The sequence below is a fragment of the Leisingera sp. M527 genome (genome assembly GCF_025141525.1).
Taxonomy (GTDB): Bacteria; Pseudomonadota; Alphaproteobacteria; order Rhodobacterales; family Rhodobacteraceae; genus Leisingera.
This window is the reverse complement of sequence record NZ_CP081037.1, coordinates 3,498,744-3,511,830: the sequence shown is the minus strand read 5'-3', so window position 1 is coordinate 3,511,830 and position 13,087 is coordinate 3,498,744. Positions and strand designations below refer to the sequence as shown.

General features: G+C 62.3%; 12 protein-coding genes and 1 tRNA gene. 8 read left to right on the top strand and 5 right to left on the bottom strand.

The features are described from left to right. Nucleotides 1-7: 7 nt before the first annotated feature. Nucleotides 8-2,482, top strand: a complete 2,475-nt coding sequence (locus tag K3555_RS17370; RefSeq protein WP_260006422.1) for an FAD-dependent oxidoreductase — start codon at nt 8-10, stop codon at nt 2,480-2,482. Nucleotides 2,483-2,504: 22 nt separating this feature from the next. Beyond that, nucleotides 2,505-3,488, top strand: a complete 984-nt coding sequence (locus tag K3555_RS17365; RefSeq protein WP_259987660.1) for a GlxA family transcriptional regulator — start codon at nt 2,505-2,507, stop codon at nt 3,486-3,488. A 70-nt stretch (nt 3,489-3,558) separates the two neighbouring features. Here the strand turns inward: K3555_RS17365 and K3555_RS17360 are convergent, their stop codons facing one another. The 4 genes from K3555_RS17360 to paaZ all read right to left on the bottom strand — a co-directional run bounded on the left by K3555_RS17360 (nt 3,559) and on the right by paaZ (nt 7,606). Further along, nucleotides 3,559-4,032 (bottom strand): nuclear transport factor 2 family protein, encoded by a 474-nt coding sequence (locus K3555_RS17360; RefSeq protein ID WP_259987659.1) that lies wholly within the window; start codon nt 4,030-4,032, stop codon nt 3,559-3,561. Nucleotides 4,033-4,413: 381 nt separating this feature from the next. Continuing rightward, a tRNA-Met gene (locus K3555_RS17355) sits at nt 4,414-4,490 on the bottom strand. 200 nt (nt 4,491-4,690) lie between these two features. Then, nucleotides 4,691-5,491 (bottom strand): PaaX family transcriptional regulator C-terminal domain-containing protein, encoded by an 801-nt coding sequence (locus K3555_RS17350; protein WP_259987657.1) that lies wholly within the window; start codon nt 5,489-5,491, stop codon nt 4,691-4,693. Nucleotides 5,492-5,575: 84 nt separating this feature from the next. Beyond that, nucleotides 5,576-7,606 (bottom strand): phenylacetic acid degradation bifunctional protein PaaZ, encoded by a 2,031-nt coding sequence (paaZ, locus tag K3555_RS17345; RefSeq protein ID WP_260006421.1) that lies wholly within the window; start codon nt 7,604-7,606, stop codon nt 5,576-5,578. 126 nt (nt 7,607-7,732) lie between these two features. Here paaZ and paaG point away from each other — a divergent pair, with 126 nt between their 5' ends. From paaG to K3555_RS17320, 5 genes are all read left to right on the top strand, one after another. Further along, entirely contained in the window at nt 7,733-8,518 is a 786-nt protein-coding gene (gene paaG / locus K3555_RS17340) for a 2-(1,2-epoxy-1,2-dihydrophenyl)acetyl-CoA isomerase PaaG (protein ID WP_260006420.1), read from the top strand. 2 nt (nt 8,519-8,520) lie between these two features. After that, a complete protein-coding gene (gene paaI / locus K3555_RS17335; protein WP_260006419.1) occupies nt 8,521-8,946 on the top strand; it encodes a hydroxyphenylacetyl-CoA thioesterase PaaI in 426 nt (141 codons plus the stop codon). Nucleotides 8,947-8,961: 15 nt separating this feature from the next. Next, nucleotides 8,962-10,272, top strand: a complete 1,311-nt coding sequence (gene paaK / locus K3555_RS17330) for a phenylacetate--CoA ligase PaaK (protein WP_260006418.1) — start codon at nt 8,962-8,964, stop codon at nt 10,270-10,272. Between the two features lie 15 nt (nt 10,273-10,287). Beyond that, nucleotides 10,288-10,884, top strand: a complete 597-nt coding sequence (locus K3555_RS17325) for a TetR/AcrR family transcriptional regulator (protein WP_260006417.1) — start codon at nt 10,288-10,290, stop codon at nt 10,882-10,884. Between the two features lie 103 nt (nt 10,885-10,987). Beyond that, nucleotides 10,988-11,203, top strand: coding sequence for a hypothetical protein (locus tag K3555_RS17320; RefSeq protein ID WP_259987649.1), 216 nt, complete (start codon nt 10,988-10,990; stop codon nt 11,201-11,203). 67 nt (nt 11,204-11,270) lie between these two features. On the opposite strand, the gene trpS is transcribed toward K3555_RS17320, so the two are convergent. Further along, the gene (trpS, locus tag K3555_RS17315; RefSeq protein ID WP_260006416.1) at nt 11,271-12,299 is read right to left on the bottom strand and encodes a tryptophan--tRNA ligase; all 1,029 of its coding nucleotides are present in this window, start codon (nt 12,297-12,299) and stop codon (nt 11,271-11,273) included. A 101-nt stretch (nt 12,300-12,400) separates the two neighbouring features. Here trpS and K3555_RS17310 point away from each other — a divergent pair, with 101 nt between their 5' ends. Then, entirely contained in the window at nt 12,401-13,087 is a 687-nt protein-coding gene (locus K3555_RS17310) for a rhomboid family intramembrane serine protease (RefSeq protein WP_259996962.1), read from the top strand.

The following is a 13,087-nucleotide window of genomic DNA, read 5'->3' as shown; positions in this document are numbered from 1 at the left end:
ACAACCCATGTCAGACAATTTTGCCCAATCGACGCTCAACATTCACAAGGAAGAAAGCAGCGGCGACAAGAAGCTGCCGAGCCACGCCAAGGCGGTGATCATCGGCGGCGGTGTTGTTGGCTGCTCGATCCTGTTCCACCTGGCCAAATTCGGCTGGAAGGACGTGGTGCTGCTGGAACGGGACGAGCTGACCTCTGGTTCGTCCTGGCATGCGGCGGGTCAGATCCATACGATTTCGTCAGATCCGAATATCTCGCGTCTGCAGTCTTATACCATTGATCTGTATAAAGAGATTGAGGAACAGTCAGGCCATTCCGTTGGCCTGCACATCACCGGCGGGTTCTATCTGGCATCGAACAAGACCTGGTACGACTACCTGAAGCGGGAGCGTTCGAAAGCGCGGTATATGGGTCTGAACCAGGAATTCATCAGCCCCAAGGAAGTGGCCGAACGCCACCCGTTGATTGATCCGAAACACTACCACGCGGCACTGTGGGACGATCAGGACGGCGATCTGGACCCGTCGGGCGCGACCTATGCCTTTGCCAAGGCGGCCAAGGTGCACGGCGCGCAGTATTTCACCCATACGCCGGCGACTGCGACCACCCAGCGCCCCGATGGCAGCTGGGATGTGGTGACCCCGCGCGGGGTGATCAATGCGGAGCATATCGTGAACTGCGGCGGGCTGTGGGCGCGGGAGGTCGGCCACATGCAGGGCATCAATCTGCCGGTGCAGCCGATGGAGCATCATTATCTGATCACCGACAAGATCGACGCGGTGGCCAATCACCCGACCCGCCTGCCGGCCGGGATTGATTACGAGGCGAACATCTATTTCCGGCAGGAGCGCCAGGGGATGCTGCTGGGCACCTATGAACCCAAAGGCACGCCCTGGAAAGTGGGCGGCACGCCCTGGGATTTTGGCCACGAGCTGCTGCAGCCGGATCTGGACCGGATTGCCGACCGGCTGGAGATGTCGTTTGAACGGATCCCGGCAATTGGCGAGGCGGGCATCAAGGACATGATCAACGGGCCGTTCACCTTCGGCCCCGACGGCAACCCGATGATCGGCCCGGTGCCGGGCATGAAGAACTACTGGTGCGCCGTGGGTGTCATGGCTGGCTTCTGCCAAGGCGGCGGCGTTGGATTGACTATGGCGGAGTGGATGATCGACGGCGAGCCGTCCATCGACGTCTGGGCGATGGATGTGGCGCGCTTTGGCGACTTTGCGACCCCCGACTGGGGTACCGTGAAGTCGACCGAGAACTATGAGCGCCGTTTTGTGATGACCTTCCCGAACGAGACCCTGCCAAAGGGGCGGATGCAGAAAACCACGGCTCTGTACGACCGCTTGGTCGCCAAGGGTGCCCGTATGGGCCAGGGCTTTGGCCTGGAGAACGCGCTGTGGTTTGCTGACGGGCTGGAAGACGCGCATGAGGAGCCGACATTCGAGCGCAACCGCAGCCATGAGTATGTGGCGCGCGAGGTCAAGGCGGTGCGCGAGGCGGTGGGCGGCATCGAGGTTGCCAACTTTGCCAAGCATGAGTTCAAGGGCGCAGGCGCGCGGGCCTATCTGGACCATGTGCTGGCGGGGTATGTGCCCAAACCGGGCCGCCTGGCCCTGACCCCGATGCTGACGCCCAAGGGTAAGCTGTACGGCGATCTGACCGTGGCCTGCCTGGGCGAGGAGCACTTCATGCTGTTCGGCTCCGGCGCCATGCAGGAGGCGCACCGCCGCTGGTTCGAAAAGGATCTGCCTGCCGATGTGACCTATCAGAACGTCTCGGACGACTGGCACGGCATTGCGCTGTCGGGTCCGAAATCGCGGCAGCTGCTGCAGCGGATCACCCGCGAGGATGTCTCGGGCGAGGCGTTCAAGTTCCGCGACCTGCGCCAGACATTTGCGGGCGGGGTGCCGGTGATCCTGAACCGGATCAGTTTTTCGGGCGAGCTGGGCTATGAGATCTACTGCAAGCCGCAATACCTGCTGCGCCTGGCGGAGGCGATCGAGGAGGCGGGCGCGGATCTGGGTTACCGCTGGTACGGCGCGCGGGCGCTGATGTCGATGCGGCTGGAAAAGGGCTGGGGCGTCTGGACGCTGGACTTCCGCCCTGATTTCGACGCGGCGGAAAGCGGCATGGATGTCTTTATCAACTGGAAGAAGGATTTCGTGGGCAAGGAGGCCGCGGTGGCGGCCCGCGAGGTCGGCCCAAGCCGCAAGCTGGTCACCATGACCATCGACGTGGACGGCATTGATGTCTCCAATGACGAGGCAATCCTGAAGGACGGCGAGGCGGTCGGCTATATCTCCTCCGGCGGTTATGCGCATCACGCAAAGGCGTCGATGGCGATGGGCTATGTCGCGGCGGAACATGCGGCGGCGGGCACCAGGCTGCAGGTCGAGATCCTGGGCGAGATGTATGACGCCGAGGTGCTGGGCGCGCCGATCTATGACGCCAACGGCGCCAATATGCGGGCCTGACTGGAACAGGGGAGCGGAGACCATGACCAAACCCATGCGGACGCTCCCCGAAGCGGCCGGGGCCGCTCCGGCCTGCCGCTGCATCTTCCTGCTGCTGCCCACCTTCTCGCCGCTGGACCTGTCCAGTGCGGTGGCGGCGCTGGAGGCAGCAAACCAGCATGATGGAACTGCGCGCTATGACTGGCGCGTGGTCAGCGAAGACGGCCTGTCCGTCACCGCCCCTAACGGGCTTGGCGTGGCAGTAGACGGCGGCCTGCCGGATCTGGTGCGCGGCGATATGATCTTTGTTTGCGGCGGTCAGGGGCAGGAGCCGGGGATATCGCTTAAGGTGCTGGGCTGGTTGCGCAAAGCGCAACGCATGGGCGCAGCTCTGGGTGCGCTGGGCGGCGGTGTGCTGGCGCTGGCGCGCTCCGGACTGCTGGCAGGGCGCCAGGTCTCGGCCCACTGGGCGCTGCGGGCGGTTCTTGCCGAGGCGCATCCGGACGTGGAGGTGAAGAATTCGCTGTTTACCATGGAGGGCAAGCTGATCACCTGTGCCGGCGGGACCGCTACCATCGACATGATGCTGAACCTGATCGCGGATCATCACGGGGCGGCCTTGGCGACGGGTGCGGCGGATCTGATGGTCTGTTCCTCGGCGCGCAGGGGCAATCAGGATCAGACGGTTTCCGAATACGGCCGGACTGGCGTTCGGCATGAAAAACTTGCGGCCGCGCTCAGCCTGATGCGCAGCAACCTGGAGGAGCCACTGACACCGGGCGGCATTTCCGATCTGGTCGGCCTGTCGGTCCGCCAGCTGGAGCGGCTGTTCTCCAAGTACCTGCAGACCACACCCAAGGTCTATTACACAAGGCTGCGGCTGGACTATGCGCGCAGCCTGCTGTTGCAGACCAACATGCGGATCATCGATGTGGCACTGGCGTCGGGGTTCAACAGCCAGACCCATTTTGCCAAAGTTTACCGCCGGTATTTCGGCAAATCACCGCATCAGGAACGGCCGTTTTAGCCCTTGGGCTTGGGCCTTGCCGGACCCGGTGATTGGCCCGGCAAGGCATAGTCCAGTGTCCCTCTTCTGATCAGAGGCCAAGATCGCTGAGACCGGGGTGATCCGCCGGACGCGGGCCTTGCGCCCAGTGGAACAGGCGGTCTTCTTCGTTGATTTTCAAGTCGTTGATTGAGGCAAAGCGGTGCGCCATGCGGCCATCCCCGGCAAACTCCCAGTTTTCATTGCCGTAGGAACGGTACCACTGGCCGGCGGCATCGCGCCATTCATAGGCATAGCGCACAGCGATACGGTTTCCGGTGTAGGCCCACAGCTCCTTGATCAGCCGGTAGTCCTGCTCGCGGTCCCATTTCCGGCTCAAGAAGGCATGGATTTCTTCGCGGCCCTTGGGGAAGTCAGCCCGGTTCCGCCAGGCTGTGTCCAGCGTATAGGCCGGCGCCACAGTATCAGGCGAGCGGCTGTTCCAGGCATCTTCAGCAGCGCGAACCTTGGCAATTGCGGTCTCGCGGGTAAAGGGCGGTAGCGGGGGACGGGGGGCTTCAGTCATGTTTATTTACCGATCTGTCAATGATGTGATCTAAGTGTACCGATCGGTCTCATAGTTCAAGGGCCGTGCCGTATAATTTTCTCGTGGGTATCAAATCAATGAAGGATAAGCGCCGCGAGCCGCACAGGACCTGAGGTACAGGCACATTTCTGCTTTCGTCAGATTGCTGGTCCGGTTGTTGAAAAATGCGCAGAAACGCTGTCATGCGGGCTGGCGGGCAGCAGGTTTGCACGCACAGCCGAGGGGACGGCTTGTCCAAAGCAGCCATCTGCGGCGCAAGGAGAAACCCGGGTGCGGTGAGGCCAAAAGCTAGAGGGAAAATGCGCAAGCGGGGCCCATTCCTAAGCATGGATGAGCTTGATCTTCATGCTTGGGGAAGGGTGGTAGCGGAGGAGGGACTTGAACCCCCGACACGCGGATTATGATTCCGCTGCTCTAACCAACTGAGCTACTCCGCCGCTCGCTGTGTGGAGGCGATTTACGGAATGCGGCCGGTCGGGTCAAGAAGAAAAGCGGAAGAATTGCGGATTCCGTTGAGGTTTTTCCGGATGGATGATTAAGTTGTTTAAAAACAAGTGCTTGTGTGAGGTGTGGGAATGGCGTCTCTGGCCTGCAAGGTCAGCCGTGGCCGGAGTTGGCAAGCTATGCCTCGGCGGGATTAATCACTTGGGGTGTCCAGGGCAGCTAGTTCAGGCAAGGGCAGCTGGTCCAGGAGGCCAAACACCAGTGCGCGGCAAGTCTCACCTGTCCAGTCCGCAGGATGAAAACTGGGTGGCAGATCCGGATGGCGCAGAACCACGCGGCGCCAGCGGTGCACAATCAAGGTGCGCAGAGTGCCGGTTTGAGCCGGAGACAGCCGGGATGGTGGCGGGGTGATTTGTTTCAAATCCTGCTGCAATTCCTTACAGGCTTCACACAGTGGCAGCGGAAACAGCCGTGCCTTCAGCCAGCCTGGAACAGCGATACTGCTGACCTTTGCGGCCATCATGTCATCCAGATTGTGCGGTATCGGCCCATGTCCCAGGGCCGTGGTGCGGTTCACGGCCACGTAGTTGGGCAGCAGCAGAACCTCGTCCAGGGTGGTTTGGCCGGTGCCGTCCTCGGCGATAAGCACATGCCAGTCGCCAGGCGCTGCGGCACTGCGGCCGTAAATCCGGGGCGTCACGGCGGCGGATTGGTTGCGGCCGTATTCGGTCAGATAGTGGATAGATGCACGGCCTGCGCGGGCGCTTTCGATCCAGCCGTCCTTGCGCAGCCGGTGCAGCGCCACACGGATGGCTTCGGGCTTGATCCCCATCGGGGTGATGATGCGGGTCAGGGCGCTGCCGCTGATCCGGGCGCCCTTTTCCTGTGCCAGATCGCCGAACAGCGAAACGATTACTGACCAGACCCGCTGGTTCTGCGGGTCGTTCAGCTGCTGGACAGTAGCGTCAAACCAGGGGTTTTGCTGTTCGTTCATAGAGATGAACATAGTTCGCCCGGACAGGTTAGACCAGCCCGGGCGCACGGCGGCGTTACCGCTGCCTACCACTTTTGCGCAGGTTCAGAAGGCGTTCATTGTCAGCAGCTCATACTCTGCTGCAATCTCGCCGTCCTGATTGGTGAGGGTGACGTGCCAGCGGACCTCGCCATAGTCCTCATTGCGCGGGGTCTTCTTTTTGACGGTCAGGCGGACCTTGATGCTTTCGCCCGCGGAGATGGGCTTCATGAAACGCAGGTTATCCAGGCCGGTATTGGCCAGAACCGGGCCTTCGTCAGGTTGCACGAACATGCCGGCGGCGAAGGACAACAGCAAATAGCCATGTGCCACCCGGCCCGGGAAGAACGGGTTCCGCTTGGCGGCTTCGTCGTCCATGTGGGCATAGAAGGTGTCGCCGGTGAAATGGGCGAAGGTTTCAATATCCTCCAGCGTCACGATGCGCGGCGCGGTGTGCAGGGTCTCGCCGATGGACAGCTCGCCGAATTTGCGGGTGAAGGGATGCGCGGGGCCTTCGATCTCACTGCCGCCGGGAATCCATTTCTCACCGATTGCCGACAGGATATCCGGGGAGCCCTGGATAGCGGTGCGCTGCATGTAGTGTTTGACGCCGCGCACGCCGCCCAGTTCCTCGCCGCCGCCGGCGCGTCCCGGGCCGCCATGCACCATGTGGGGCAGGGGGGAGCCGTGGCCGGTCGACTCCTTCATCGAATCACGGTTGTTGAAATAGAGCCGGCCGTGATAGGCGCCCGCACCCAAGGCAACCTCGCGCGCGACGCTGGGGTCATGGGTAATGACCGAGGCCACCAGCGAGCCCTGGCCGCGGTTGGCAAGGTCGATGGCGTGGTCCAGATCGCGGTAGTCCATGATGGTGGAGACGGGGCCGAAGGCCTCGGTGTCGTGCACGCGCTGGGCTTTGTCCGGGTCGGCGCAGTGGAACAGCATCGGCGGCACAAAGGCGCCTTTTTCGGCGTCGACACCGTCAACGGAGAAGTTTTCCGGGTCGCCAAAGACGCGTTCCGCCTCCTGGCCGATGATTGCGGCCTTTTCCAGCACGTCGCGTTTCTGGCTGTTGGAGACCAGCGCGCCCATGCGGGTGGTTTCCAGGCGCGGGTCGCCGATTGTGGTCTTGGCGAGCCGGGCAGACAGTGCCTCGATCACCGCATCGACCTGCGATTGCGGTGCGATGATGCGGCGGATGGCGGTGCATTTCTGGCCCGCCTTGGTGGTCATCTCGCGGCTGACCTCCTTGACGAACAGATCGAACTCCGGTGTGCCGGCGGCCGCGTCGGGGCCAAGGATCGAGGCGTTGAGGCTGTCCTGTTCGGCCACGAAACGGATTGAGTTTTCCAGGATCACCGGGTTGGCGCGCAGTTTCAGCGCGGTATTGGCGGAGCCGGTGAAGCTGACCACGTCCTGCATCGTCAGATGGTCCAGCATGTCGCCCAAGCCGCCGGAAACCAGCTGCAGCGCGCCTTCGGGCAGAATGCCGCTGTCGAGCATCAGTTTCACCGCCAGTTCCGTGACATAGCAGCTGTTGGTGGCGGGCTTCACGATGGCGGGGACGCCAGCCAGCAGGGTGGGGGCGAGCTTTTCCAGCATGCCCCAGACGGGGAAGTTGAAGGCGTTGATATGCACTGCAACGCCGCGCAACGGGGTGCAGATGTGCTGGCCCAGAAATGTCCCGTTGCGGCTGAGCTGCTCTACTTCGCCATCCAGGTAGACGTGGCCGTCCGGCATCTCGCGGCGGCCTTTGGAGGCAAAGACAAACATGGTGCCGATGCCGCCGTCGATATCGATCATGTGATCGCTTTGCGTGGCGCCGGTGTCAAAGCTGAGGTCATACAGCGCCTGCTTGTGCTGGTTCAGATGGCCCGCCAGCGCCTTTAGCATCCGGGCGCGGTCATGGAAGGTCAGCTGGCGCAGGTTTGCACCGCCCACGCTGCGGGCATAATCAAGCATCGCCTGCACATTGAGTGCATCGTTGCCGGCTGTGGCCATGACCTCGCCGGTGATGGCGCTGGCGATGTTGCGCGCACCTGCGCCCGGTGCGACCCATTGACCCGCTGCAAAGCTGGAAATCTCAAGAAGGCTCATCATGCTGTCCTTTTCGTCAGGCCGGCAGGGGCCGGCTGGCTGGAATCCGTTGCTGAGATATATTGACCGTCCGGTCGGTTTATGCAAGGTGTTTGTCAAATACACCGCTGACAGGGTGAGGGAACGATGAGCGATACAATTCTGGTGGAGGATCACGGGACCTGGGTGGAGATCACCCTGAACCGCCCGGACCGGCTGAACAGTTTCAACGAGGATATGCACAACGCCTTGCGCGCAGCGCTGGAAGGCGCGCGCGACGGCGGCGCCCGCGCGGTGCTGCTGACCGGCGCCGGACGCGGCTTTTGTGCCGGGCAGGATCTGGGCGACCGCGACCCGCGCAAGATGGATGGGCCGCCGGATCTGAGCCAGACTGTGCGCACCTTCTACGCGCCGCTGGTGCGGCTGATCCGCGAGTTGAACTTCCCGGTGATCTGCGCGGTCAACGGTGTGGCGGCCGGGGCGGGGGCCAATCTGGCGCTGGCCTGCGATATGGTTCTGGCTGGCGAAAGCGCCAAATTCATCCAATCCTTCTCCAAGGTTGGCCTGATTCCCGATACCGGCGGCAGCTGGCATCTGCCGCGCTTGCTGGGCGAGGCCCGTGCCAAGGGGCTGGCGCTGACGGCTGAGCCGCTGCCTGCCAAGAAGGCCGAGGACTGGGGGCTGATCTGGAAAGCATTGCCGGATGACGAACTGATGGCCGAGGCGCGCGGCATGGCGGAGAAATTCGCAAACGGCCCGACGCTGGGGCTGGGCCTGACCAAGCAGTGCATCCAGGCGGCAGCGATCAACACGCTGTCTGACCAGCTGGAGATCGAGGCGGATGCGATGAAAACCTGCGGCGAAAGCGCGGATTATGCCGAAGGCGTTGCCAGCTTCCTGGAAAAGCGTCCCCCCGCGTTCAAGGGGAAATGACTATGACCCCCAAGGAACGCGCCGAAAAATCCGCAGCCGCCATGTGGGCCGAGGACCACGCGTCCAAATGGGCGGGGATGGAGATCACCCATGCGGACGAGGGCGAGGCGACGCTGGAGCTGACCATCGCCCAGCACCATTGCAACGGCCATGGCATCTGCCACGGCGGCGTCACGTTTATGCTGGCCGACAGTGCTTTTGCCTTTGCCTGCAACAGCCGCAATCAGGCGACCGTGGCGCAGCACAACGTGATCAGCTTCACGGCGCCGGGACGGCTGGGTGATCGGTTGATTGCCACGGCCCGCGAGATTTCCTTGACCGGGCGCAGCGGCATTTATGATGTGGCGGTGACCAATCAGGACGGCCGGCAGATTGCCGAATTCCGGGGCTTCTCCCGGGCGGTCAAAGGCCAGTTGTTTGACGAATAAGGCGTGGAGGATGCCATGAAAGACCTGACCCCCAACAAGGCTGATCTGGATCCGATCGAGATCGCCTCGATCGACGAAATCCGCGCGCTGCAGCTGGACCGGCTGAAATGGTCGCTGCGGCATGCCTATGACAACGTGCCGATGTACAAGCAACGGTTCGACGAGGCGGGCGTGCATCCGGACGACTTGCAGCAGTTGTCGGATCTGGCCAAGTTTCCGTTCACCTACAAAAACGACCTGCGCGACAATTACCCGTTTGGCCTGTTTGCGGTGCCGCGCGAACAGATTATGCGCCTGCATGCGTCCTCCGGGACCACCGGCAAACCGACCGTTGTGGGCTATACGGCGAATGACATAAGCAACTGGGCGGATCTGGTGGCGCGGTCCCTGCGGGCGGCTGGCCTGCGCAAGGGCGACATGGTGCACAACGCCTATGGCTACGGGCTGTTCACCGGCGGCCTGGGTGCGCATTACGGGATCGAACGCCTGGGCGCCACTGTCGTTCCGATGTCCGGCGGGCAGACCGAAAAACAGGTTGGCCTGATCACCGATTTCAAACCCGACGGGATCATGGTGACGCCCTCCTACATGCTTAACATTCTGGAGCAGTACCACAAGGTCGGCATGGACCCGCGCGAGTGCTCGCTGAAAGTCGGCGTTTTCGGCGCCGAACCCTGGACCGATGCGATGCGCAAGGAGGTTGAACAGGCTTTTGACATGCATGCGGTCGATATCTACGGGCTCAGCGAAATCATGGGGCCGGGGGTGGCCAATGAATGCGTCGAGACCAAGGACGGCCCGGTGATCTGGGAGGATCACTTCCTGCCGGAAATCATCGACCCGGCCACCGGCGAGGTGCTGCCGGACGGCGAGATGGGGGAGCTGGTGTTCACCACGCTGACCAAGGAAGGCCTGCCGATGGTGCGCTACCGCACCCGCGACCTGACGCGGCTGCTGCCGGGCACTGCGCGCACGATGCGGCGGATGGAGAAGATTACCGGGCGCAGCGACGACATGATCATCCTGCGCGGCGTCAATGTCTTTCCCAGCCAGGTGGAAGAGCAGCTGATGGCCACCGGCGGGCTGGCGCCGCATTACCAGATCGAGCTGTATAAATCCGGCCGGATGGACGCGATGCGGGTCTATGTGGAGGCCAATCCTGATGCCACGGATGAGCTGAGCAGGACTGCGGCGGCGCGGATGCTGACCAAGCGGATCAAGGATATGGTTGGTGTTTCCACCGAGATCATTGTAGGCGACCCGGGATCGGTCGAGCGCAGCCAGGGCAAGGCCAAGCGCGTCGTCGACAACCGCGGCAAGTCCTGAACAGGGGAGTGAGTTTTGGCCCGCACCATCGCAAAAGACCATGATCAGAAACGCGTGCAGATCCTGAAATCCGCAGCCAAAGTGTTTGCGGAGGCAGGCTATGACCGGGCGTCGATGACCCAGCTGGCGCGCGAATGCGGGATCTCCAAGGCGAATATTTATCACTACTATGACAGCAAGGATGCCGTGCTGTTCGGCCTTCTTGATACCTATCTTTGCGAGTTGCGCGACCGGGTCTGCGGGGCGGAGCTGGAGGGGCTTGGCCCCGAGGACCGGCTGCGCCGTATCGTGTCGGAAATCATGCTGGCCTATCAGGGCGCCGACCATGAGCATCAGGTGCAGATCAGCGCCATGGGGGCGCTGCCCGAGGATCAGCAGAAGCTGCTGCGCGCCTATCAGCGTGAAATGGTGCAGTTTGTCAGCGACGCGCTGGCGGCGGTGGCACCCGGGGTGTTTGCGGGCGATTCTGCCAAGCTGCGCGGCGCCACCATGTCGGTTTTCGGCATGCTGAACTGGTACTACATGTGGAATTCCGGCGCCGGTTCCAAGGCGCGCGACGACTATGCGCGGCTGGCGGCAGATCTGGTTTTGAATGGCGTCAAAGGGCTTTGACACCTTTGCGGGCTTGAACAAATGCCTGAACCAAACAGGCGGCACAGTTTCTTTTGCGTTTGCGCCGCTTCGCGCTAAGCTTCCTCCCCAATAGGAGGGCGGCATGGCAAACCCTGAGAGTTTCGAAAAGTTCTACTACAAGAAGGTCGGACTGGGCGAGGGCTGCGGCTGCGCCGAGCGGGTGATCGACAACCACGAATTCGACCGCCAAGCGGGCCGCCCGCGGCTGAAATCCTTTGGCCGAAGATTTTCACTGCGGTCTTTTGCGCTGAAGTACGGGCTGATCTCCCGCCGCCGGCCGTCCCCGGACATGGAATAGGCGCTCGCAGGGGCAGCAAAGGTTACGCCACTAGCCTTGCGGAGGGCCTGTGGCGTAACCGGTTTTGTCAGATCTGGACCGGCGGCACCATGCCGACAATCTCATAGGTTTTGCGCAGGATCGGCGCGGTGATTTCGCGCGCGCGCTCGGATCCGCGGGTCAGGATACGGTCGATCTCGTCCTGTTCCCCCATCAGCCGCGCCATCTCGGTCGAGATCGGCGCCAGCTTCGACACCGCCAGATCCGCCAGCATCGGCTTGAACTCCGAGAACTGCTTGCCGCCGACATCGGCCAGCACCTGATCGACGCTTTGTTCGTTCAGCGCCGCATAGATGTTGACCAGATTGCGCGCCTCGGGGCGCTCTTCCAGGCCTTTGGCCTCGGACGGCAGCCCTTCGGGATCGGTCTTGGCCTTGCGGATCTTCTTGGCGATGGTGTCGGCATCATCGGTCATGTTGATGCGGCTGGCATCCGACGGGTCCGACTTGGACATCTTCTTGGAGCCGTCGCGAAAGCTCATCACGCGGGTGGCGGCGCCCTCGATCACCGGTTCGGTCATCGGGAAGAAATCGACGCCATAGTCATGGTTGAACTTGGCGGCGATGTCGCGGGTCAGTTCCAGATGCTGTTTCTGATCCTCGCCCACCGGCACATGGGTGGCGTGATAGGTCAGAATATCCGCGGCCATCAGCGCCGGATAGGCAAACAGGCCCAGCGAGGCATTCTGTGCGTTCTTGCCGGCCTTGTCCTTGAACTGGGTCATCCGCTGCATCCAGCCCATGCGGGCAACGCAGTTGAATATCCACGCCAGCTGCGCATGCTCGGGCACCTGGGACTGATTGATCAGGATGGATTTCTCCGGGTCCAGGCCGGCGGCGATGAAGCCTGCGCACAGCTCGCGGGTGGATTTCATCAGGTCCTTGGGATCCTGCCAGACGGTGATCGCATGCAGGTCCACCATGCAATAGATGGACTCCACATCCTTGGCCTGCCAGTCGACGAACCGCTTCAGGGCACCAAGGTAATTGCCCAGGTGCAGGTTGCCGGAGGGCTGAATCCCCGAAAAGACGCGCGGGGTGAATGTGGTTTCGCTCATCTAGGCGTAACTCCCGTCTGGAAATAGCAACCCCGGTGGCTTACCCATGGGGCTTGGATAGGTCAACAGGTGCGGAGGGTTCTGCACTGCAAGGAGACTCAATGAGCAGCCCGCATAACACCGCACCCGTCAACCCGCTGCCTGCAGCCGTCGTTGCGATAGTGCTGATCATCATCGGCATCGAAGCGGTGTTCTCGCTTGGCGCCCGCGGAATCCTTGGCGGGCCTGAGGCCATCGGCTGGCGGCTGGAGGCAGTCCAATCCTATGCGTTTTCCAGCGAGATCTTCTGGTGGATGCAGGAAAGCGGCCGCTGGCTGCCGGAGCATCTGAAGCGTTTTGTCTCTTACATCTTTGTGCATGGCGCCTTTACCCATGCGCTGTTTGTCTGCGTCTTTGTGCTGGCGATGGGCAAGATGGTGGGCGAGGTGATGGGCGATCTGGCGATGGTGATCATCTTTGTGCTGTCCGGTGCCGGCGGCGCACTGGGCTATGCGCTGCTGGTCAGCGGCGGCCAGCCTTTGATCGGCGGCTTTCCGGCGGTTTACGGGCTGATCGGGGCCTTTACCTTCCTGTTGTGGCGCTCGCTGGCTTTGGTCGGGGCGCAGCAAAGCCGGGCGTTCTCGCTGATTGCCTTTCTGATGGGGGCGCAGCTGCTGTTCGGGCTGTTGTTTGGCGGTCAGAAGGACTGGGTTGCGGATCTGGCAGGCTTTGCCACCGGCTTCGGTCTGTCGTTCTTCCTGGCGCCGGGCGGCTGGGCCAGGATTAGGAACCGCATCCGGCACGATTGA